Below are 19,575 nucleotides of genomic sequence, written 5' to 3'. Positions count from 1 at the left end.
CCTTGCCGCCCTGCCCGGGACGGCGGCGCGATCGCATCCGGACTTCCCGACCCTGAACCCCGCCGAAACACCTTTGCTTTGCGCCGGTTTCAGGGCAGCATGGCGTGAAATCATCCTTCTTGCCCGTTGCCGGAGTGCCTTTGCCATGCGCTTTTTCCTGATGCCGGTCCGGTTCCTGTTTGTAGCCCTGGTTCTGCCGCTCCTTGTCCTTTTGCACCTGCCGGGGGCGGCGCGCGCGCAGTCCTGGCTGGAGCAGCCCTTCAACGCCAGCAGCCTCAGCCGCGAGGATGCCGCGACCATCCAGGCAGCCCTGGCCTGGACCGGCGATTTCTACGGCGTGGTCGACGGCATCTGGACCGACGAGTCGCAGCAGGCCTTCGTGAAATACATGACCCGGGTAGAGGGCCGCGAGGCCCAGCCGGTTTTCGGCGATATCAAAGACCTCGTGATGTTTCTTGAGGATGAACGGGTCAGGAACAACTGGCAGCTGAATTACTCGTCGATTGCGAACACCTCCTACCTCTTCCCCTTCGGCCTGATCGAAGAGGTCGAGGGCGCAAAAGAGATGGAATATCTCGCCAGGGATAAAAGCATCTCGCTGATCATCCGCGAGGGGAAGCTCGCAGATGCCAAAGCCGATCACGAATGGTTCGTGGGCAAGGCGCGGGCCGATACCAAGCCCTATCAGTTCTCGAATGACCGGACGATGATCAGCTGGGTCGATCTGGACAATAAGATGACTGCCTATATCCGGTCGGATCTGCATGACGGGCTCTGGTCCACGATGAATTTCGTGACCACCGAGGAAGGCTATTTCCGCGTCAATCTGCTGGCAGGCACCACGGTGACCGGCAATGCCAGCGCCGCTTCGCTGATCTGGACCCCGGGCGGCGTGATCGACCAGGTGATCAACGGCACCGCCAGCGCAGCGCCGCCGACCGCTGCCGCAGCCGCCGCGCCCAGGGCAGAGGATCAGGTGGATCGCCCCGGCAAATCCGCCGTGACCTCACCGACCGCGCCCGATCCGATCCCGTCGCTGCCGCCTTCGGACCCGCCGGCCGCCTCTGACCCGACGCCCCCCGGCGAGCTGGTCGAGGATCTGCCCCCCGCAAGCAACGCGCCGGCGAATGGCATCCTTGGCACCCCGGCGCCGGGAACCGCCACAGCGGATGCCGGAGCAGCAGATGCAGGTACGGGCGGCCTCGGCACCCCCTCGCCCGACCTGCCCGAGGCCCCCGATCCTGGCGCCGCAATCGCCGCTGGCCCGGCCGAGCTGGGCACCTCCCCCGGCGGGCCCGCACCGATCCGCGCGCCCGAGGGTCAGCCCGACAGCGCACCCGGTCTGCCCAAGGTCGCCGCGATTGCGGAAACCCCGCGTCCCAGGGTTTCGGGCACGCTGAAAAGCTCTGGCACCGGCTTCTATATCGCGCCGACCACGCTCGTCACCGCCGCCCATGTGATCGAAGGCTGCTCGGCCATCGGCATGGCGGATGGCTCGGCGCTGGAAGTGCTGGCCGCCGATACCACGCTGGATGTCGCCGTGCTGGGCGGTGCGGTCGATACCGGCGCCTGGCTGAAACTCTCGGCACTGGAAGTGCCGAAACTCGGAGAATCCGTCACCACTCTGGGCTACCCCTATTCGACCAGTCTCGACCAGGGGCTGACCGTCACCTCGGGCAATGTCTCGGCTTTGCGCGGCGCGGATGGCTCGTCTAATCGGGTGATGATCACGGCGCCGGTGCAGCCGGGGAATTCCGGCGGCCCGCTTCTGAACAAGAAGGGCGCGGTGATCGGCGTGGTCGTCAGCCGCGTCGACGACATCGCCATGCTGGAAGAAACCGGCACCCTGCCGCAAAACATGAACTTCGCGGTGCCCTCGGGTCCGCTGCTGACCTTCCTCGCCAAAGAGCGCATCTCGCGGCCCCAGGGCGAAGGCGTGCGCGGCGATCTCTCGGGCGAGCTGCCCGAAGCCTTCGCCGCTGCAGTCGTCCCGGTGCACTGCTACCGCTGAGCCGCAAGGCTCAGCTTACCGGCGCAAAACGGGCCCCGGGGGGGCCGTTTTTCATTTTGATAAACATCGGTCAGCTTGAGGCGCCGGGATTGCCAGGGCGGGGCGGCCGGGCTTCAGACCGCCAGATGTTCAAAAAGGATCAGCCCGCCCATCCCGATCAGGGCGATACCGCCAAGGCTCTCCATCACCCGGCCAAAGCTGCGCCCCAGCCAGCGCCCGGCCAGGATGCCCGAGGCGCTCATTACCATGGTGGTAAAGCCAATAGCGGCGGCAATGATGAAGATATTCGCATCCAGCAAGGCCAGCGATACCCCCACCGCCATCGCGTCAATCGACGTCCCGATGGCCGTCAGCAGCGTCGCGCGCAGCCCGGGGGCATGCGGCGCCGCATCCGCATGGCCGAACAGCGCCTGGAACAGCATATGCGTCCCCACCGCGCCCAGCAAAGCAAAGGCGATCCAGTGATCCACTGCCTGGACCCAGGCGCTGGCCGCCATGCCAAGCCCCCAGCCGATCAGCGGTGTCACCATCTCGACCACACCGAAAACCGCACCGGTCTTCACTGCGCGCAGAAATCCCGGCCGCGTCTCGCCCGCACCGCGCCCCAGCGAGGCGATGAAGGCATCGACCGACATCGAAATGGCGAGAACGCCGATGGTAAGCGGGGACATGGCCCGGGTCTCCTGCCTTCGCCGCCCGGGGCTCGGGCGGTTGCAGCGGTTGCAGCGGTTGCAGCGGTTGCAGCGGTTGCAGCGGTTGCAGCGGTTGCAGCGGTTGCAGCGGCAGATAGGATCTCTGCTGAAAAAAGTAAAGCAAAATCATTATGTTACAATGATACTCATTTGCATCTCGCAGGCGTCCGGACCAGATTACCGACCCCGCTGGACAATCGAAGCCACAGCGGCCAGCATCCTGCCGGCACAGGCGGCATGGAAAGGCTATAGAGAATGAACGGCCCAAAGGCTCCGCAGGGCGGCGCGTCCAAACCGCCACGCAAGACCGGTTTCGCCCATCTTCTGGCGGCGGCGACCTATTCCGGCGCCGGATTGCGGCGTCTCTTGCGCGAAAGCGCCTTCCGTCAGGAACTGCTGCTCGGCCTCACCTTGCTGGCGGGCCTTGCCATCTGGGGGGTCGGCCTCGCCAAACTGCTCGGATTCGCGCTGTTCCTGCTGATCCTTACCGCGGTCGAGGCGCTGAACACCGCGATCGAGGTGCTGGTGGACCATCTCTCGCCCGACTGGTCGGAATTCGCGCGCGACGCCAAGGATCTCGGCTCGCTCGCGGTGGGGGCGACACTGATCGCGACGGCGCTTTATCTGGTATGGGTTGTGGTCAGCGAGGCCGGGATCCCCGGCTGACGCTGCGTCAGACATGCCCCGTGCGCAAGGCTGCCCTGCGACAGGGACAGGTTTTCTGCGTCGCAGCAATGCCTTATATTGGCGGCGGGAGGCGACCATCAGTGAAGGATGCACGACATGTCTGTGCAACGCCCCGTGAATATGCTGAAAGCAATCCTCGTGCCGCAGGATCCGGCCCAGGCCTATTACAATACGCCCAGCCAGAAACCCGCCCCGGTGCAGCTTTCGCCGCTGACCGCGCTGGAAGAGATGTATGCCTATTTCGGCTCTGACCGCGCCTGACATCGGGCATGTGCAGCGCCCTTCGGGCTATGTTGCGCAAATCCTGCGACTGTTTCACGGCGCCAATCCAGCCTGTTAGCCAGGCTGTATGAGCAGACCGAAGCCGCCTGGCTACCGCATCTCGGACTGGCAAGACTGTAACGCAGCGGTGGCGAGGCCCGGGTCGTTGTCGATCTGGTTCGATCCCGGGATGCGAGGGCTTACCGGGCCGACCGGGAACCGCAGGCCTCAGCCGGTATTCACCGATGCGGCGGTCGGGCCTGCCTGATGCTGAAGGCTCTCTTCGGGCCGCCGCTGCGGCAAACGAGAGGTATGGTGGCCAGCCTGCCTGAGCTTGCCGGATTGGATTGGCCGGGCCGGATTGGCCAGTGCCGGACTTCAGTACTCTTCCCCGCCGCCGGACCGAACCGGGATCGTGGCCCCGATGGGGCCGCCTAAGCCCGTTGAGGCCTGAAAGTCCACAGTTTCTGCCGCCCCAGACGGGTGCCCTGAACGTCCTGATCGGCGGCACAGGGCTGAAAGCCAAAGACCATGGCGCGGGGCCGGCCGGGAAACATGAGCCCTCGAAGCCACCTGACTGGTGCAAGGTCTCCTCGGGTGGAGGAGGGTCAGGAAGCAGTCAGGGGGATTGTTTTCCCGAAGACCAGGCGGAAACGTTGGAAATCCGGGCCATTGAGGTCGCCGATCGCCGCGTTGGTGATGCATTCGTATTGCCCGGCCTGCCGGAGCAGATCCCTGGCGCCCCCCGGCCCGGTCACGGCCGACGGCGCCTGCGACACCCGGGCTATCCATGCGGCCATCACGGCGCGTGGAGCGGCCGCCCTGTCGGGCACTCTCCCGGACCAGTGGCGTTCATGCCCTCCACCCGCCCCTAAGAACGGCCAACCTGGAAAGAACCGACAGCAGGAGAGCCCTGCGCAATTGTCGACGCCCTGGCCGGGCGATCTGGAAGCGAGGGACCGGCTATCACCGACGAAGTCTGGTCGAAACCCACATGCGCGGCTTCAGGCTCATCAGAGAGCGCGTCATGTCCCGCGACTTCGAAAGGCGGGTTGCCGGGCTTCAGATCAGGGCCGCAATCCTGAACCGCTTCACCGCTCTCGGAACGCCGCTCACGCAGCGTGCAGGACAGGTCTGTCCAGGGAAAGGGAAAGTCCGGCCTTCAGAGGATTTGCGCAACAAAGCCGCGCCAGCCGCGTAATCCTCGTTTGCCGCGCGACGTATAGTTGACTTGTGGCCCCGCCGGCCCCATATCCGGCTGATACAGTCGGAGAAGCAGCATGTTCATCCAGACCGAATCCACTCCGAATCCGGCCACGCTGAAATTCCTGCCCGGTATGACCGTGCTTGATCTCGGCACCGCCGATTTCCCCACTGCTGACGCTGCGGCCAAATCGCCGCTGGCGCGGCGGATCTTTGCGGCGGGCGGCGTGACCGGGGTTTTCCTCGGCTCGGATTTCGTGACCGTCACCAAATCAAACCAGGTCGAATGGCCCCATATCAAGCCGCAGATCCTTGGCGCGATCATGGAGCATTTCCAGTCCGGCCAGCCGGTGATCGACGGCGAAAGCGCGGGCGACGGCCATGGCGCCAATTTCGACAGCGCCGATGAGGGCATCGTGAGCCAGATCAAGGAACTCCTTGATACCCGCGTGCGCCCGGCAGTGGCCCAGGATGGCGGCGACATCACCTTTCACGGCTTTGACCGTGGCGTGGTCTATCTGCATATGCAGGGCGCCTGCGCCGGCTGCCCCTCCTCGACCCTCACGCTGAAAATGGGGATCGAGAACCTCCTGCGCCATTACATACCCGAAGTCACCGAGGTCCGTCCGGTCGCGGCCTGAGCCGCGTCCGGCACGCCCCCTTGATGGCCGAGGCGCGTTTTCCCCTGCTGGCTTTCGACACATCGGCCGCGCATTGCGCGGCCGCTCTGGTTACGCCCCAGGGCCTCATCACCCGATATGAGCCGATGCAGAAAGGCCAGGCCGAGCGCCTGATGCCGCTGCTCGAAGACCTGCTGGCCGAGGCCGGCCTGTCCTGGTCGGATCTGGCGGCGCTGGCAGTGGGCGTCGGCCCGGGGAATTTCACCGGTGTGCGGATCGCGGTGGCGGCGGCGCGCGGCCTGGCGCTTGGCCTCGACCTGCCGCTGACCGGCGTGACCAGCTTCGAGCTGATGCGTGACCCCGCCCATCCCGCCGCCCATCCGGCCGAGCTGGTCAGCCTGCCCGCACCGCGCGATGAGGCCTATGTGCAGCCCTTCCGCTATGGCGAGGCCCAGGCCGCGCCCCGGCTGATCGACCCCGCCGCGCCGCCCGCCGACCTGGCGATGCCAGGACGGATGCGGGTCACCGGCCACCGCGCCGATGAGATCGCGGCGCGCTTTGCCGCCCTGGCCGAACCCCGGATATTCGAGAATATCCCCGGCCGCCTGGCCCAGATGGCGGTGTGGAAATTCGCCTGTGGCAAGGCCCGGAACACGCGGCCCGCGCCGCTTTACGTCCGCCCCCCCGATGCGGCGCCGCCCTCAGAGCCGCCGCCGGTGATCCTCGATGCCCCGCGTGAACCTGTGCGGGATACCCGGCCCGTGCAGGATACCGGGACTGCGCATGGCTGACGCGGTGGCCCTCGCCCGGATCCATGCCGCATGTTTTTCGGTGCCCCGCCCGTGGAATGCCGCAGAGATCGCCGATCTTTTGCGCCAGCCACACAACTTCCTTCTCAGCGATACCGCCGGCTTCCTGATCGGCTCCGCCCTGCTCGGCGAGGCCGAGTTGCTGACCCTCGCCGTCGATCCCGGCCACCGCCGCCAGGGGATCGGCGCGCGCCTCATCGCGGGCTTCCTGGATGAGGCGAGCGCGCGCGGCGCCGAACGGATCTTCCTTGAAGTCGCCGCCGATAATGCAGCGGCAATCGCGCTTTACCGCCGTGCCGGCTTTACGGATGCCGGCCGCCGGCGCGGCTATTACCATCGCGCGGACGGATCGGCCATCGACGCGCTTGTCCTCTCCCGCCCCGGCTGACGCTCCTCCCTCCTGCGCCCGGAAGATGGGCCCTGCTCCGCCTCTCCCGGCGGAACCTGCCTCCCGTATCCCCGGGGCGCAAAATCACCTTGACCCGCTTGCCGGCTCCATAGCTAAGATGGGTACAATCAGGCGGCATCCCGTCCAGCACGGGAAAACCTGCCCCATAACGCGTTGTTTTCAACCGGGAGAAAGACATGACCCTCGCAAACCGCCTTGCCCAGGCAACGGCAACGCTCGCGCTCATGGCCGGGATCTCCGCCAGCGCCTCCCTGGCAGAACCCGCCCTGATCTTCGACCTCGGCGGCAAGTTCGACAAGAGCTTCAACGAGGCCGCCTATAACGGCGCCGAGCGCTGGAAGGCCGAGACCGGCGGCAGCTATCAGGAATTCGAGATGCGCGAGGAAACGCAGCGCGAACAATCGCTGCGCCGCCTCGCAGAGAATGGCGCCAATCCGGTGGTGACCACCGGTTTCGGCATGTCGGACCCGATCACCCGCGTTGCCCCCGATTTTCCCGATACGAAATTCGTCACCATCGACGGCTGGGTCGATCCGGCGCTGCACCCGAACGTCCTCTCCATCGCCTTCCGCGAGGAAGAAGGGTCCTATCTGACCGGTATGCTGGCAGCCCAGGCCTCGAAAACCGGCACGGTGGGCTTTGTCGGCGGCATGGATATCCCGCTGATCCGCGCCTTCGCCTGTGGCTTCGCGCAAGGCGCGAAAGCCGTGAACCCGGATATCAAATTCGTATCCTCGATGACCGGCGACACGCCGGATGCCTGGAATGATCCGGTCAAGGGTTCGGAACAGGCGCGCGCGCTGAAAGCCCAGGGCGCCGATGTGATCTTTGCCGCCGCCGGCCAGACGGGCCTCGGTGTGCTGCAGGCCGCGGCAGATGAGGGGATCCTTTCGGTCGGCGTCGATTCGAACCAGAACTACCTCCATCCCGGCCAGGTGCTGACCTCGATGCTGAAACGCGTCGATGTGGCGGTGTACAATTCCTTCACCCAGGGCGAGAATCTCGATCTGACCCCGCAGGTGCTGGGGCTGAAAGAGGATGGCGTCGGCTATGCTCTGGACGACAACAACGCCGCGCTGATCACGCCGGAGATGAAAGCCAGCGTCGATGCGGCGGCGGCGAAGATCATCGCGGGTGAGCTGAAAGTACATGACTACCGCGCGGACAATACCTGCCCTGCGGCAGAGTTCTGATACGGCCTCGCCGGATGACAACCGGAAACACCGGGCCGGCGCCGGGGGGTCCGGGGGGTCTTAACCCCCCGGCCTTTGGTCAGGCATCGGGTCCGGGGGGGCTTACTCCTCCGGCTTCCGCCCATGGCCAGCCGGCCATTGAATTGCGCGGCATATCGAAAAGCTTCGGCGCGGTCCGCGCAAATGAGGATATCAGTTTCTCGGTCCCGAAAGGCACCATCCACGGCATAATCGGCGAAAACGGTGCCGGCAAATCGACGCTGATGTCGATACTTTACGGCTTTTACCGCGCCGATCAGGGCGAGATCCTGATCCATGGCCTCCCGACCGCCCTTCCCGACAGCCAGGCCGCGATCCGCGCCGGGATCGGCATGGTCTTCCAGCATTTCAAGCTGGTGCAGAATTTCACCGTCCTCGAGAACATCATCCTCGGCGCCGAGGACGGCCCGCTCCTTGGCCGCTCGCTCAGACGCGCCCGCGACAGTCTCACAGCCCTCGCCCGCGAATATGAACTCGATGTCGATCCCGACGCTCTTGTCGAAGACCTCTCGGTCGGCCATCAGCAGCGCGTCGAGATCCTGAAAGCCCTCTATCGCAACGCCGATATCCTGATCCTCGACGAGCCCACCGGCGTCCTCACCCCTGCCGAGGCCGACCACCTCTTCCGCATCCTGCGCGGGTTGCGCGACCAGGGCAAAACCATCCTCCTGATCACCCATAAACTGCGCGAGATCATGGAGACCACCGACAATGTCTCGGTCATGCGGCGCGGCCGTCTGGTCGGCTCGGTGCGCACATCCGAAACCTCACCCGCCGCCCTGGCCGAACTGATGGTCGGACGCAAGGTGCTCCTCGAAACCGGCAAGGCGCCTGCCCGGCCCGGCCCGGTTCTGCTCAGCGCCGAGCTTCTCACCCTGCGCGATGAACACAAGGTCGAGCGGCTGAAATCCGTCTCTCTCGATCTGCGCGCCGGCGAGATCCTCGGCATCGCAGGCGTCGCCGGCAATGGCCAGTCCGAGCTGCTGTCGATCCTTGGCGGCATGACGCGCCCGGGCGAGAAAGTCACCGGCCGCCTGACCCTCGGCGGCCATGACCTGCCTTTGACCGGGCGCGGCTCTGACGGCAAAAGCCGGCGCGAGGCCGGGATCGGTCATGTCCCCGAAGACCGCCACCATGCCGGGCTGATCCTCGATTTCACCGCCTGGGAGAACACCGCCCTTGGCTATGATGACGATCCGGCTTACCAGCGCGGGCTGTTGACCGACAACCAGGCGATCCGGGACGATACAAGGCGCAAGATGCAGGTCTGGGATATCCGCCCGCCGATCCATACCCTCGCCGCCAAAAGCTTCTCCGGCGGCAATCAGCAAAAGCTCGTCATCGCCCGCGAATTCGAGCAGGATCCCGCTATCCTGCTGATCGGCCAGCCGACCCGCGGCGTCGATATCGGTGCCATCGAATTCATCCATAAACAAATCATCGCGCTTCGTGATCAGGGCAAGGCAATCCTGCTCATCTCGGTCGAACTGGATGAAATAATGAGCCTTTCCGACCGTATCGCGGTGATGTTCGACGGCCGCATCATTGGGATCCGCGACCCCGCCACCACGTCTGAAAGCGAGATCGGCTGTCTTATGGCCGGCATTGCGCCCACGGCGGAGGCCAGCTGATGCGGCCCTTGCCGAAATGGGCCGATCTGGTCCTCGTGCCGCTGATTTCGCTGACGCTTGCCGCATTGGTGGCGGCGCTGGTGATCCTGTCCATCGGTGAGAGCCCCTGGTTCGCGCTGACCACCATGGTCAAGGGCTCGCTGATGACCGCCTCGGGCTGGGGGCATACGCTGTTTTACACCACCAGCTTCATCTTTACCGGGCTGGCGGTGACGGTTGCCTTCCATGCCGGCCTTTTCAATATCGGCGGCGAGGGTCAGGCGCAGCTTGGCGGGCTTGGTGTGGCGCTGGCCTGCCTTTATATCCCCTGGCCACACTGGACGCTGGCGCTTCTCGGCGCCACCATCGCCGCCGCCGCTTTCGGCGCGGCCTGGATCGCGATACCGGCCTGGCTGCAGGCGAAACGCGGCAGCCATATCGTGATCACCACGATCATGTTCAACTATATCGCGGCCAGCCTGCTCATGTTCATGCTGGTCGATGTGCTGCGCCCGATCGGTTCGCAGGACCCTTCCAGCGCCCGCTTCCCGCCCGAGGCCGCGCTGCCGCGTTTCAACCAGATCCCCGGGCTGGACCTTTTGTTCCCGCGCACCGTGCCCGTCAATGTGACGCTGTTTCTGGCGCTGGCGGCAGCGGCTCTGATCTGGCTGCTCCTCTGGCACAGCCGCACCGGTTTCCGCATCCGCGCCTTCGGAAAATCCGAGGGCGCCGCCCGCTATGCCGGCATCGGCGCGGTAAAAACCACGATGGTCGCGCTCCTGATCTCGGGCGCGCTGGCCGGGTTGATGTCGGTCAACAACGTGATGGGCGATGCCGGCCGCCTTCTCGGGAATTCCGCCGCCGGCGCCGGCTTCATCGGCATCGCGGTGGCGCTGATGGGGCGCAACCATCCGCTGGGTGTGGTGCTGGCCGCGTTCCTCTTCGGCTTCATCTTCCAGGGCGGGTCAGAGCTGGGCTTTATGACCTCAATCCCTATCGAGATGCGGGTGGTGATCCAGGGTCTCGTCATCCTCTTCACCGGAGCGCTCGACATGATGGTGCGCATGGGGCTGGAGCGCGTCTTCGTCCGCCTGCCACAAGCAAAGGCCGCGTGATGGATTACGCCTCTGTCCTGCAACTCCTTGATTCTACAGTGCGCCTGGCAACGCCCTTGCTGCTGGCCTGCCTTGCCGGTCTCTGGTCGGAACGCGCCGGGATTTTCGATATCGGGCTCGAGGGCAAGATGCTGATCGCCGCCATGACCTCGGCCGCCATCGCAGCCCTGACCGCGGCAACACCGACATGGGCCCTTTTCGGCCTTGACCTCACCTGGGCAAAGGCGCTGTTCCCGCCGGTGATCTGGGGGCTTATCGCCGGCATCCTCGCCTCGATTGTCTTCGCCATGATCCATGGCATCGCCTCGATCACCTTCCGGGGCAATCAGCTGATCTCGGGCTTTGCGCTGAACTTCATCGCCGCCGGCCTGACCGTGCTGATCGCGCAAAGCATCTTCGGCCAGGGCGGCCGCACGCCGCAGCTGGCCGGGGACGCCCGTTTCAGCCCGGTGACGCTGCCCTTTACCGAAACGATCCGCCGCATCCCCGGCTTCGGCCCCTTCTATGCCGAGGTGATCTCGGGCCATGCCATCCTCGTCTATCTGGCCTTCGCCATCGTGCCGCTGACCTGGGGGCTGATGTATCGCACCCGCTACGGGCTGAGACTGCGCGCGGTGGGCGAGAATCCGGCCGCGGTCGATACCGCCGGCATCTCGGTGGTCAGGCTGCGCTATTCGGCGCTGATCATCACCGGCATCCTCTGCGGCCTTGCAGGTGCCTATATGTCCACCGCGCTCCAGGCCGGGTTCGGACGCGATATGACCGCCGGACGCGGCTATATCGCGCTGGCCGCGCTGATCTTCGCGAAATGGCGCCCGGTCGCGGCGCTCTGGGCCTGCCTCTTGTTCGGCTTCTTCCAGGCACTGGCGCTGCGCCCCGATATCGTGACCGCCATCGTGCAGTTCCGCGTTCCCGGCCCGATCCTCGACGCCCTGCCCTATATCCTGACCGTCCTCGTGCTTGCGGGCTTCATCGGCAAGGCCATCCCGCCCCGCGCCGGTGGCGAACCCTATGTGAAAGAACGCTGAGCCGCTTTCATCTGTCCTTAAATATCCTCTGGGGGTCCGGGGGGCGAAGCGCCCCCGGCTTGCCCGGCCATCACGGAACACCGCCCATGACCACCGCCACCGAGATCATCCGCGCCCGCGCTGGCACCGCCCCCATCCGCCTCGGCCTGATCCTCGGCTCGGGCCTCGGACATCTCGCGAAAGCCGTTGACGGCCCGGCCATCCCCTATGCCGACCTGCCCGGCTTCCCGCATGTTTCGGTCTCGGGCCATAACCCGCATCTCCATATCGGAGATTTCGACGGCATCCGCGTCGCCGTCTTCGGAGCGCGCGAGCATTACTATGAAAACGGCAATCCCGCCGCGATGCGCGTGGCGCTTGAGACCCTGCGCGACCTTGGCGCGCGCGATCTGATCGTCACCAATGCCGCAGGCTCGCTGCGCCCCGACATCCCTCCGGGCGATCTGATGCTGCTTTCCGACCACATCAATTATAACGGCCGCAATCCCCTGATCGGCGAGCCCACTGATGCCCGTTTCGTGCCGATGACCAAGGCCCATTCACCGCGCCTGCGCAAAGCCCTGGCCCGGGCGGCAGCGGCCGAATCGATCCCGCTGCCCGAGGGCGTCTATTGCTGGTATTCCGGCCCCTCCTTCGAGACCCCTGCCGAGATCCGCATGCTGAAGCTCCTTGGCGGCGATGCGGTCGGCATGTCCACCGTGCCCGAGGTGATCCTTGCCCGCTTCCTCGGCCTTGAGGTCGCTGCTATCTCCACCATCACCAATATGGCCGCCGGCCTCTCGGACGAGGCGATCAGCCATGACCATACCAAGGCCATGGCCCCCTTAGGTGCGGCAAAACTGGAACGGATTTTGCGCCGATACCTGCGCGACCTCGCCTGAACCGAAACCCGGTTTGACATCCGGACGCAGCCGGGCAAACCTGGGGCAAGACCCTTCCCTCCCGCTTGTTCCGGCTTGCCCCTTCCGATGCAGCTCTACCTCCCCATCGCCGAGGTTTCGGTCAATGTTTTCCTGCTGTTCGGGATCGGCGGCATCGTGGGGTTTCTCTCGGGCATGTTCGGGGTCGGCGGCGGCTTTCTGATCACCCCGCTTCTCTTCTTCATCGGCGTTCCGCCGGCGGTGGCCGTCGCGACCGGGGCGAACCAGGTCGTGGCCTCCTCGGTCTCGGGCGTATTGGCGCAGATGAAGCGCAAGGCGGTCGATTTTCGCATGGGGCTGGTGCTGCTGGCCGGCGGCTTCCTCGGATCGGCCATCGGCATCTGGGTCTTTGCTCTGATGCAATCGCTGGGCCAGGTCGATCTCTTCGTGCAGATTTCTTATGTGGTCTTCCTGGGCTTCATCGGCGCCACCATGCTGCAAGAAAGCCTGCGGGCGCTTTTGCGCACGCGGGGCGGCAAGGTGCAGGTCCGGCGCGCCCATACCCATTCCTGGGCGCATGGCCTGCCCTTCAAGATGAAATTCCGCGCCTCGGGGCTTTATATCTCGGTGATCCCGCCGCTGGCGATTGGCGCCTTCACCGGCTTTCTGGCCGCGATCATGGGGGTCGGTGGCGGCTTTATCCTCGTCCCAGCGATGATTTACCTCTTGGGCATGCCGACCAAGGTGGTGATCGGCACCTCGCTTTTTCAGATCATCTTCGTCTCGGCCTTTACCACGGTCATGCATTCGGTCACCTCGCAGACCGTTGATATGATGCTGGCGCTGGTGCTGATCTTCGGCGGCGTGATCGGGGCGCAGATCGGCAGCCGCGTCGGCGTCTATCTCAAGGCCGAGCAGCTGCGCGTTCTCTTGTCGCTGCTGGTGGTCGCGGTGGCGCTGCGAATCGCGGTCGATCTGCTGATCCGCCCGGCAGAGCTGTATTCCGTGATGCCTGGGGTGCTGCCATGAGGCGGATCGCCTTTCTGCTCGCGCTCACTTGCCTCGCCGCCCCGGCCCCGGCCCAGGAGGCGCCCGGTGGCGATGCCCCCGCGGCCCCCCCAGTTGAAACCCCAGTTGAAACCATCGTCTCCGGCCTCAGCCAGAACCGCGTCGCAATCACCGCGAATTTCGATGGCGACGAGATTCTCGTCTATGGCGCGGTGCGCCGCGATGCACCGGCGCCCGAGGGGCGGCTGGATGTGATCGTCACGGCCGAAGGGCCCTCCGGCCCCGTCACCGTGCGTCGCAAGGAACGTGTCGCCGGCATCTGGATCAACAAGGATTCGGTTAATATCTCCAGTGCGCCCAGTTTCTATGCCGTCGCCACCACCGGCCGGCTGAACGAGATCCTGAGCGCCGAGGAGAACCGCAAACATGCGATCTCCATCGACCAGCTGGTGCATCTGGAAGCCGCCGATGCCGCGATGCAGACCTGGGTGGCACGGGGCGGCGACCCCGACAGCGTGCCGATGTTCCCGATCCTGCTGGCGGAAGGGGAGTTCATCCGCTCGATGATCCGGGTCCGCACCGGGGAGGGCCGTTACCGTCTGCTGGAAAACCGGGTGCAGCTGTCGGAACAGACCCTGTTTCGCGCCGATCTGACGCTGCCCTCGAACCTGACCGAGGGCGTCTACCGGGTGCGGATGTTCCTCTTGCGCGACGGCCGCGTGATCGCCAATCACGAACGCTGGATCCGGGTGCGCAAAGAGGGGCTGGAGCGCATGGTCTTCAATCTCTCGCGCGAGCAGCCTTTGCTTTACGGCCTGTTGTCGCTGGCGATTGCGGCCTTTGCCGGCTGGGGCGCCTCGGCCGCCGCCCGGCTGATCCGGCGCTGAGGCCCGGCCCCGTCTGTCAGTTGCCGTCAACCCGCTGCCATCAACCCGGCGCCGTCAGCCCCCTGCCTTCACTCCGCCTCTGACAGCAGCTTCGCAAGATCGAGGCGTTTCGTGAACATCACGAGCCCGCCCTTCCCGTCCCTCGGCCAATCCGCTTCGGGCCGGTCCCAATACAGCTCGACCCCATTGCCATCGGGATCGTCGAGGTAAAGCGCCTCGCTCACCCCATGATCCGAAGCGCCGGTCAGCGGGTAATCCGCCCCGACCAGCCGTTTCAGCGCATTGGCCAGCGCCTTGCGGTCGGGATAGAGGAAAGCCGAATGGTAAAGCCCCACCGTTCCCGGCGCCGGCCGGCTTCCACCCAGAGATTCCCAGGTGTTCAGCCCGATATGATGGTGATAGCCGCCCGCCGACAGGAAGGCCGCCTGGGTGCCATAGCGCTGCGTGACATCGAATCCCAGCACGCCGGAGTAAAAGCCGATCGCACGGTCAAGGTCCGAGACCCTGAGATGGACATGACCCACACGGGTGGCGGGATGGATCGGGGTGGACATGAGATCGCTCTCCCTTTTCACGAAAATGTTTACCCGTGAGATAGGCGGGCAAGCGGCCTGCGAAAACAGCGATTCCCGCACCGATCCTGTGCAGGGATCGCAGGGTTGTGATCGGACCGGCACCGCCCGGGAGGGTCAGGAAACCCGCCCTGTTCGCGCCCTGCCGCGCGGCGCAATACTCCGCTGGCAACTCTGCGAGGTTATGCCCATGAAACGCATCTTCCTGGCTGCCGGGCTGATCACCGGCCTTGGCGCCACGGCGGCGCTTGCCGATGGCAAGGTCTATATCACCCTGCCCGATATGTCTGGCTTTGCACAGGACCCTGCGACTGCCGACCAGCTGCTCAGGGATATGGAGAACACGCTGGTTCTCAGCCAGAACTGCCCGGGCTCCAGCCTCAGCGATGCCGAGCATTCGCTGCTGACCGACGGGTTCGACCTGCTGGCCTATGGCGCGCTGAAGCTCGATACCGACAGCATCATCGCGAAATACGAGGTGCCGGCCTTTGCGCAGCTGGACAATGCAGCCGCGACCTGCCCCGGCGAGGCAGCGCTGAAAGCGCGCACCATCGCAACGCTGCTTGAGGCCGGCGCCGATCTGACGCCCCTGCCGGATCAGGAGAAAGCCTATCTGGAATGGCGGGCGCTGATGGATTCGATCCGCCCGTGACACCCCGCGTCATCCCCTGAAAATACAAAAGGCACCGGAGAGCATCCGGTGCCTTTTGCAATCCCGCAGGACAGGTTACTTCGCCTTCGCGCCCTTAGCCGCCGCCTCAAGCGCCGCGATCCGTGCCGACAGCGCCTCGTTCTCCTCGCGCGCCTTTTGCGCCATCAGGCGCACGGCATCAAATTCCTCGCGGGTGACGAAATCGCGCCCCGCCATCCAGCGGTCGACCATGCTTTTCATCGCCGTTTCCGCCTCGGTCCGCGCGCCCTGCGCCACGCCCATGGCATTGGTCATCAGCTGGCTCATATCATCGAGGAATTTGTTTCGGCTTTGCATCCTGGCCATCCCTTGTCGCTGGTTCCGGAGGGTTCCGGGTCGCTTTGCCCCTATATGCGCGCCTCTGTGCGGCTCTACAAGTGTCGGCTCCCCCAAAGTGTCTGCCCCGCCCCTGTGGTTGACTTCGCCCTTTGCCCGCAACACAAGCAAAGCAACCCGGCCACTCGCACCGCGCCGGCAGCAGGAACAAGCGGATGATCCCTTTCCCGAATATCTCCCCTGATATCTTCTCTGTCGATCTTTTCGGCATGACCTTCGCGCTGCGCTGGTATGCGGTGGCCTATATTGCCGGGCTGCTGCTGGGCTGGTGGCTGGTGACAAAGGCGGTCAAAACCGCGTCTCTCTGGGTTCCGGGCAAGGCGCCAATGACGCCCGACCAGGTCGAGCGGTTGCTGACCTGGGTGATCCTTGGCGTGATCATCGGCGGCCGGCTGGGCTATGTGCTGTTCTACCAGCCGGCGCGCTATCTCTCGCCTGAGAACTTCATGGCCGATCCGATGGCGGCGCTAAGGCTCTGGGATGGCGGCATGTCCTTCCATGGCGGCTTCCTTGGCGTCGCGGTGGCGGGGCTGATCTTTGCGCGGCGCGAAAAGCTGGTCGCTCTCTCGGTCGGGGATCTGTTCGCCTATGGGGTGACGCCGGGACTGTTGTTCGGGCGGCTTGCGAATTTCATCAATGCCGAACTCTGGGGCCGCCAGACCGATCTGCCCTGGGGCGTGATCTTCCCCGGCGAGGCGGCACAGAACTGCCCCGGTGTGCTGACGCTTTGCGCCCGCCATCCAAGCCAGCTTTACGAGGCCGCACTTGAGGGGCTGCTTTTGGGCGCGCTGATCTTCTGGCTGATCTGGAAGCGCGGCTGGCTGCGCTTTCCGGGGCGGATCATGGGGGTGTTCATCGCGGGCTATGGGCTGGCGCGTTTCCTCGTCGAATTCGTCCGCCAGCCCGATCTGCAATTCGTCGGGCCGGATAACCTGCTGGGCCTTGCCTTCCATATCAACGGCTGGGGCCTGACCATGGGGCAGACGCTGTCTTTGCCGATGATCCTTGTCGGGTTGTGGTTCGTGTTCCGCACACAAAGCCCGCGGGCTGTGACGGCATGACCCCGCTGGCGGATCTGATCCAGGGCCGCATCCTTTCGGGCGGTCCGATCAGCCTCGCCGAGTATATGGCCGATTGCCTGCTGCATCCGGATCATGGCTATTACGCCACCCGCGAGCCCTTTGGCCGCGAAGGCGATTTCGTCACCGCCCCCGAGATCAGCCAGATGTTCGGCGAGGTGCTGGGGCTCTGCCTTGCGCAATACTGGCTGGATCTTGGCAGCCCCTCGCCCTTCACGCTTGCGGAATGTGGCCCCGGTCGTGGCACGCTGATGGCCGATATCCTGCGCGCCACCGCCCGCATCCCCGGCTTTCATGCCGGGGCAGAAATTCTGCTGGTCGAAGCCTCGGCCAGGCTGCGTGAGGTTCAGGAGAAGACGCTTGCCGGCCATCAGCTCCGCTGGGCCGATCGGGTGCAGGACCTGCCCGAACAGCCGCTTTTCCTGGTCGCAAATGAGTTTTTCGACGCGTTGCCGATCCGCCAGTTCACCCGCAAGGGCGGGGCCTGGGCGGAAACCATGGTCGGGCTGTCCGAAGGCCGGCTGGCCCCGGGCCTTTTTCCGGTCGGTGCGCTGGCCGCGCTGGAGCATTTCAGCAAGGCCCGCGAAGGCGATATCATCGAGATCTGCCCCGCCGCCGCCCCGGTCATGGCCGAAATCGCGGGCCGTATCATCCGCCATAAAGGCCTGGCGCTGATCCTTGACTATGGCGGCTGGCAGAGCCTTGGCGACACGTTTCAGGCCCTGTCCCGCCATGGCTATACCGACCCGTTCGAGGCCCCCGGCGAGGCCGATCTGACCGCCCATGTCGATTTCGGGGCGCTGGCACTGGCGGCCCGACCGGCACGCGCCGCCTATACGACCCAGGGCGCGCTGCTCACCGCGCTTGGCATCGGGACCCGGGCTCAGCAGCTTGCCGCCCATCCGGCTGCGGCACGAAACGATCCGCTTGCTGCCGCACGCCGCTTGACCGATCCCGCAGAAATGGGGTCTTTGTTCAAAGCGCTCGCCATATATCCATGCAACACAGCCGCGCCTGCCGGGTTTTTCACCGGGTCCGATGACACGGGAGCCAGAGACGATGCTTGAAATCATCACCTCCGCAGCGATCCCCATGCGCCATGGTTTCTTCACCCGCAAGGGAGGCGCCTCTTCGGGGATCTTTTCCGGGCTGAATTGCGGCTTTGGCTCAAGCGATCAGGCCGAGATCGTCGCGATCAACCGTGCCCGCGTCGCCGAGGCGATGGGGGTCGGGGGCGCGCATCTTCTCTCGGTGCATCAGGTCCATTCGCCCGATGTGGTGACCGTGACCGGGCCGATGGAGGACCGCCCCCGCGCCGATGCGATGGTGACACGCCTGCCAGGCGTCGCGCTGTCGGTGCTGACCGCCGATTGCCAGCCGGTGCTGTTTGCCGACCCGGAAGCCGGGGTGATCGGCGCCGCCCATGCCGGCTGGCGCGGCGCGATGGAGGGCGTGCTGGAGGCCACAATCGACGCCATGACCGCCCTTGGCGCCCATCGCGAGCGGATCAGCGCGGTGATCGGCCCGACCATCAGCCAGGCCGCTTATGAGGTCAGCGAAGAATTCCTGCAGAATTTCCTGTCCGAAGATCAGGGCAATGCCCGCTTCTTCACCAATGGCCAGAACGGGCGGTATCAGTTCGACCTGCCCGCCTATGGCCTGCACCGCCTGCGCGCGGCCGGGATTGGCCATGCGGAATGGGTGCAACGCTGCACCTATTCCGATCCGGAGCGCTTCTTCTCCTATCGCCGCACCACCCATGCGGCCGAGGCCGATTATGGCCGGCTGATCGCCTGTATCCGGCTCTGAACCCGGTTTCCCCATCTGCGGTTGCGATGTTTTGGAAACAATCGAGACCCCTGGTTGTCATTATACCTCGCCTGGAAATAACCACATTCCCGCACCAATCGGCCAAAACAACGCCGCATTGTTCGGCGATTCTGCCTGTACGACGCGAAGACGAACCGGGCAAAGCCGGCATTCGCGGCAGAGATGCAGGAACAGGCCCGGGAAGCGTGCCGTAACGAGGAGAGCAGAATGGCCAGCAAATTCACGTCGCAGAAAGCCGAATCCCCGGAAGCCAGGATAGAACGTCGCTGGCTGAGAAGCGTCCTCGCGACGTCGGGCGAACCGCTGCCGGCCTTCCCCTGGATGCGCGCCGGAAAGGCCGCAAAGGAAAAGAAAGCGATCGAGGTGATCAGCGGCGGCTCGCATCGTCCGACCACCCCATTGTTTCGCCGCAGCGGCACTCCGGGCGGTCTCGCTGCCCGCTGAACGCACGTTAAGCACGAATCGGGGAGGCGGGGATCAGGCCCCAAAACGGGCCAGCGCCTCTCTCAGGCCAGAATTACGACGGTCACGCCGGCCTGAAATCGGTAAAATCGAAACAATGATCCAACCGAAGCCGGACTGTTGCCGCAAACCCAAGGCAACAACGGCAAATGTTTGACAAGAGAACGCAACCA

At 65.0% G+C, this 19,575-nt stretch carries 23 protein-coding genes and 1 pseudogene; 20 read left to right on the top strand and 4 right to left on the bottom strand.

Annotation, left to right across the window (positions count from 1 at the left end; translation table 11 throughout):
- The first annotated feature begins 145 nt into the window (after positions 1-145).
- Complete coding sequence (locus tag DRF71_RS17265; protein WP_112311776.1) at positions 146-2,011, top strand: S1C family serine protease; 1,866 nt, start codon at positions 146-148, stop codon at positions 2,009-2,011.
- Positions 2,012-2,124: 113 nt separating this feature from the next.
- On the opposite strand, the gene DRF71_RS17260 is transcribed toward DRF71_RS17265, so the two are convergent.
- Positions 2,125-2,682 (bottom strand): manganese efflux pump MntP, encoded by a 558-nt coding sequence (locus tag DRF71_RS17260; RefSeq protein WP_112311775.1) that lies wholly within the window; start codon positions 2,680-2,682, stop codon positions 2,125-2,127.
- A gap of 276 nt (positions 2,683-2,958) precedes the next feature.
- Between DRF71_RS17260 and DRF71_RS17250 the strand changes: the two genes are divergently transcribed.
- The 3 genes from DRF71_RS17250 to DRF71_RS29475 all read left to right on the top strand — a co-directional run bounded on the left by DRF71_RS17250 (position 2,959) and on the right by DRF71_RS29475 (position 4,089).
- Positions 2,959-3,369 carry a diacylglycerol kinase gene (locus tag DRF71_RS17250; protein ID WP_112311773.1) on the top strand — a complete coding sequence of 137 codons (411 nt, stop codon included), beginning with the start codon at positions 2,959-2,961 and terminating at the stop codon, positions 3,367-3,369.
- A 117-nt stretch (positions 3,370-3,486) separates the two neighbouring features.
- Positions 3,487-3,651 (top strand): hypothetical protein, encoded by a 165-nt coding sequence (locus DRF71_RS27510; protein WP_157971134.1) that lies wholly within the window; start codon positions 3,487-3,489, stop codon positions 3,649-3,651.
- 267 nt (positions 3,652-3,918) lie between these two features.
- Positions 3,919-4,089: a hypothetical protein gene (locus tag DRF71_RS29475; RefSeq protein WP_408634547.1), complete on the top strand. Its 171-nt coding sequence runs from the start codon at positions 3,919-3,921 to the stop codon at positions 4,087-4,089.
- Positions 4,090-4,259: 170 nt separating this feature from the next.
- On the opposite strand, the gene DRF71_RS29630 is transcribed toward DRF71_RS29475, so the two are convergent.
- Complete coding sequence (locus DRF71_RS29630; protein ID WP_456300089.1) at positions 4,260-4,430, bottom strand: hypothetical protein; 171 nt, start codon at positions 4,428-4,430, stop codon at positions 4,260-4,262.
- Positions 4,431-4,564: 134 nt separating this feature from the next.
- On the opposite strand from DRF71_RS29630, the pseudogene DRF71_RS29465 reads away from it, so the two are divergent.
- From DRF71_RS29465 to DRF71_RS17195, 11 genes and pseudogenes are all read left to right on the top strand, one after another.
- Positions 4,565-4,774: pseudogene (locus tag DRF71_RS29465) on the top strand (IS5/IS1182 family transposase); the annotation flags it as partial.
- A gap of 157 nt (positions 4,775-4,931) precedes the next feature.
- Positions 4,932-5,495: a NifU family protein gene (locus DRF71_RS17240; RefSeq protein ID WP_112311772.1), complete on the top strand. Its 564-nt coding sequence runs from the start codon at positions 4,932-4,934 to the stop codon at positions 5,493-5,495.
- 23 nt (positions 5,496-5,518) lie between these two features.
- The gene (tsaB, locus tag DRF71_RS17235) at positions 5,519-6,265 is read left to right on the top strand and encodes a tRNA (adenosine(37)-N6)-threonylcarbamoyltransferase complex dimerization subunit type 1 TsaB (protein WP_112311771.1); all 747 of its coding nucleotides are present in this window, start codon (positions 5,519-5,521) and stop codon (positions 6,263-6,265) included.
- Entirely contained in the window at positions 6,258-6,671 is a 414-nt protein-coding gene (gene rimI, locus DRF71_RS17230) for a ribosomal protein S18-alanine N-acetyltransferase (protein ID WP_112311770.1), read from the top strand. The genes tsaB and rimI overlap by 8 nt, the downstream gene beginning before the upstream one ends.
- 197 nt (positions 6,672-6,868) lie before the next feature.
- The gene (locus DRF71_RS17225) at positions 6,869-7,885 is read left to right on the top strand and encodes a BMP family lipoprotein (protein ID WP_112311769.1); all 1,017 of its coding nucleotides are present in this window, start codon (positions 6,869-6,871) and stop codon (positions 7,883-7,885) included.
- A 14-nt stretch (positions 7,886-7,899) separates the two neighbouring features.
- Positions 7,900-9,555, top strand: coding sequence for an ABC transporter ATP-binding protein (locus DRF71_RS17220; RefSeq protein ID WP_112311768.1), 1,656 nt, complete (start codon positions 7,900-7,902; stop codon positions 9,553-9,555).
- Complete coding sequence (locus tag DRF71_RS17215; protein ID WP_112311767.1) at positions 9,555-10,649, top strand: ABC transporter permease; 1,095 nt, start codon at positions 9,555-9,557, stop codon at positions 10,647-10,649. The genes DRF71_RS17220 and DRF71_RS17215 overlap by 1 nt, the downstream gene beginning before the upstream one ends.
- Positions 10,649-11,677, top strand: a complete 1,029-nt coding sequence (locus DRF71_RS17210; RefSeq protein WP_112311766.1) for an ABC transporter permease — start codon at positions 10,649-10,651, stop codon at positions 11,675-11,677. Before DRF71_RS17215 ends, DRF71_RS17210 begins: the two co-directional genes overlap by 1 nt.
- Before the next feature lie 86 nt (positions 11,678-11,763).
- Complete coding sequence (locus tag DRF71_RS17205) at positions 11,764-12,558, top strand: purine-nucleoside phosphorylase (protein ID WP_112311765.1); 795 nt, start codon at positions 11,764-11,766, stop codon at positions 12,556-12,558.
- Between the two features lie 87 nt (positions 12,559-12,645).
- The gene (locus DRF71_RS17200; protein WP_112311764.1) at positions 12,646-13,566 is read left to right on the top strand and encodes a sulfite exporter TauE/SafE family protein; all 921 of its coding nucleotides are present in this window, start codon (positions 12,646-12,648) and stop codon (positions 13,564-13,566) included.
- Positions 13,563-14,432 carry a TIGR02186 family protein gene (locus DRF71_RS17195; protein WP_112311763.1) on the top strand — a complete coding sequence of 290 codons (870 nt, stop codon included), beginning with the start codon at positions 13,563-13,565 and terminating at the stop codon, positions 14,430-14,432. Before DRF71_RS17200 ends, DRF71_RS17195 begins: the two co-directional genes overlap by 4 nt.
- 68 nt (positions 14,433-14,500) lie before the next feature.
- Here the strand turns inward: DRF71_RS17195 and DRF71_RS17190 are convergent, their stop codons facing one another.
- On the bottom strand, positions 14,501-14,986 hold the full coding sequence (locus DRF71_RS17190; RefSeq protein ID WP_112311762.1) for a VOC family protein: 486 nt from the start codon (positions 14,984-14,986) through the stop codon (positions 14,501-14,503).
- 208 nt (positions 14,987-15,194) lie between these two features.
- Here DRF71_RS17190 and DRF71_RS17185 point away from each other — a divergent pair, with 208 nt between their 5' ends.
- On the top strand, positions 15,195-15,656 hold the full coding sequence (locus tag DRF71_RS17185; protein ID WP_157971133.1) for a hypothetical protein: 462 nt from the start codon (positions 15,195-15,197) through the stop codon (positions 15,654-15,656).
- A 75-nt stretch (positions 15,657-15,731) separates the two neighbouring features.
- Here DRF71_RS17185 and DRF71_RS17180 read toward each other — a convergent pair whose 3' ends face one another.
- Complete coding sequence (locus DRF71_RS17180; protein ID WP_112312133.1) at positions 15,732-15,992, bottom strand: accessory factor UbiK family protein; 261 nt, start codon at positions 15,990-15,992, stop codon at positions 15,732-15,734.
- Between the two features lie 194 nt (positions 15,993-16,186).
- On the opposite strand from DRF71_RS17180, the gene lgt reads away from it, so the two are divergent.
- From lgt to DRF71_RS17160, 4 genes are all read left to right on the top strand, one after another.
- A complete protein-coding gene (gene lgt / locus DRF71_RS17175) occupies positions 16,187-17,092 on the top strand; it encodes a prolipoprotein diacylglyceryl transferase (RefSeq protein ID WP_112311760.1) in 906 nt (301 codons plus the stop codon).
- Entirely contained in the window at positions 17,089-18,177 is a 1,089-nt protein-coding gene (locus DRF71_RS17170) for a class I SAM-dependent methyltransferase (protein ID WP_112311759.1), read from the top strand. Before lgt ends, DRF71_RS17170 begins: the two co-directional genes overlap by 4 nt.
- The gene (gene pgeF, locus DRF71_RS17165) at positions 18,170-18,919 is read left to right on the top strand and encodes a peptidoglycan editing factor PgeF (RefSeq protein ID WP_112311758.1); all 750 of its coding nucleotides are present in this window, start codon (positions 18,170-18,172) and stop codon (positions 18,917-18,919) included. The genes DRF71_RS17170 and pgeF overlap by 8 nt, the downstream gene beginning before the upstream one ends.
- 228 nt (positions 18,920-19,147) lie before the next feature.
- Positions 19,148-19,384: a hypothetical protein gene (locus DRF71_RS17160; RefSeq protein WP_112311757.1), complete on the top strand. Its 237-nt coding sequence runs from the start codon at positions 19,148-19,150 to the stop codon at positions 19,382-19,384.
- The last annotated feature ends 191 nt before the right edge of the window (positions 19,385-19,575 follow it).

The organism is Pseudogemmobacter bohemicus, from assembly GCF_003290025.1.
Classification (GTDB): Bacteria; Pseudomonadota; Alphaproteobacteria; order Rhodobacterales; family Rhodobacteraceae; genus Pseudogemmobacter; species Pseudogemmobacter bohemicus.
Note: the sequence above shows the minus strand (reverse complement) of the source record. Positions and strands in the feature narration are given on the sequence as shown.

What these genes read in the sequence shown, in the direction of transcription:
- DRF71_RS17265 (WP_112311776.1), top strand. Translation starts at nt 146, where the DNA reads ATGCGCTTTTTCCTGATGCCGGTCCGGTTCCTGTTTGTAGCCCTGGTT.
- DRF71_RS17260 (WP_112311775.1), bottom strand. Translation starts at nt 2,682, where the DNA reads ATGTCCCCGCTTACCATCGGCGTTCTCGCCATTTCGATGTCGGTCGAT.
- DRF71_RS17250 (WP_112311773.1), top strand. Translation starts at nt 2,959, where the DNA reads ATGAACGGCCCAAAGGCTCCGCAGGGCGGCGCGTCCAAACCGCCACGC.
- DRF71_RS27510 (WP_157971134.1), top strand. Translation starts at nt 3,487, where the DNA reads ATGTCTGTGCAACGCCCCGTGAATATGCTGAAAGCAATCCTCGTGCCG.
- DRF71_RS29475 (WP_408634547.1), top strand. Translation starts at nt 3,919, where the DNA reads ATGCTGAAGGCTCTCTTCGGGCCGCCGCTGCGGCAAACGAGAGGTATG.
- DRF71_RS17240 (WP_112311772.1), top strand. Translation starts at nt 4,932, where the DNA reads ATGTTCATCCAGACCGAATCCACTCCGAATCCGGCCACGCTGAAATTC.
- tsaB (WP_112311771.1), top strand. Translation starts at nt 5,519, where the DNA reads ATGGCCGAGGCGCGTTTTCCCCTGCTGGCTTTCGACACATCGGCCGCG.
- rimI (WP_112311770.1), top strand. Translation starts at nt 6,258, where the DNA reads ATGGCTGACGCGGTGGCCCTCGCCCGGATCCATGCCGCATGTTTTTCG.
- DRF71_RS17225 (WP_112311769.1), top strand. Translation starts at nt 6,869, where the DNA reads ATGACCCTCGCAAACCGCCTTGCCCAGGCAACGGCAACGCTCGCGCTC.
- DRF71_RS17220 (WP_112311768.1), top strand. Translation starts at nt 7,900, where the DNA reads ATGACAACCGGAAACACCGGGCCGGCGCCGGGGGGTCCGGGGGGTCTT.
- DRF71_RS17215 (WP_112311767.1), top strand. Translation starts at nt 9,555, where the DNA reads ATGCGGCCCTTGCCGAAATGGGCCGATCTGGTCCTCGTGCCGCTGATT.
- DRF71_RS17210 (WP_112311766.1), top strand. Translation starts at nt 10,649, where the DNA reads ATGGATTACGCCTCTGTCCTGCAACTCCTTGATTCTACAGTGCGCCTG.
- DRF71_RS17205 (WP_112311765.1), top strand. Translation starts at nt 11,764, where the DNA reads ATGACCACCGCCACCGAGATCATCCGCGCCCGCGCTGGCACCGCCCCC.
- DRF71_RS17200 (WP_112311764.1), top strand. Translation starts at nt 12,646, where the DNA reads ATGCAGCTCTACCTCCCCATCGCCGAGGTTTCGGTCAATGTTTTCCTG.
- DRF71_RS17195 (WP_112311763.1), top strand. Translation starts at nt 13,563, where the DNA reads ATGAGGCGGATCGCCTTTCTGCTCGCGCTCACTTGCCTCGCCGCCCCG.
- DRF71_RS17190 (WP_112311762.1), bottom strand. Translation starts at nt 14,986, where the DNA reads ATGTCCACCCCGATCCATCCCGCCACCCGTGTGGGTCATGTCCATCTC.
- DRF71_RS17185 (WP_157971133.1), top strand. Translation starts at nt 15,195, where the DNA reads ATGAAACGCATCTTCCTGGCTGCCGGGCTGATCACCGGCCTTGGCGCC.
- DRF71_RS17180 (WP_112312133.1), bottom strand. Translation starts at nt 15,992, where the DNA reads ATGCAAAGCCGAAACAAATTCCTCGATGATATGAGCCAGCTGATGACC.
- lgt (WP_112311760.1), top strand. Translation starts at nt 16,187, where the DNA reads ATGATCCCTTTCCCGAATATCTCCCCTGATATCTTCTCTGTCGATCTT.
- DRF71_RS17170 (WP_112311759.1), top strand. Translation starts at nt 17,089, where the DNA reads ATGACCCCGCTGGCGGATCTGATCCAGGGCCGCATCCTTTCGGGCGGT.
- pgeF (WP_112311758.1), top strand. Translation starts at nt 18,170, where the DNA reads ATGCTTGAAATCATCACCTCCGCAGCGATCCCCATGCGCCATGGTTTC.
- DRF71_RS17160 (WP_112311757.1), top strand. Translation starts at nt 19,148, where the DNA reads ATGGCCAGCAAATTCACGTCGCAGAAAGCCGAATCCCCGGAAGCCAGG.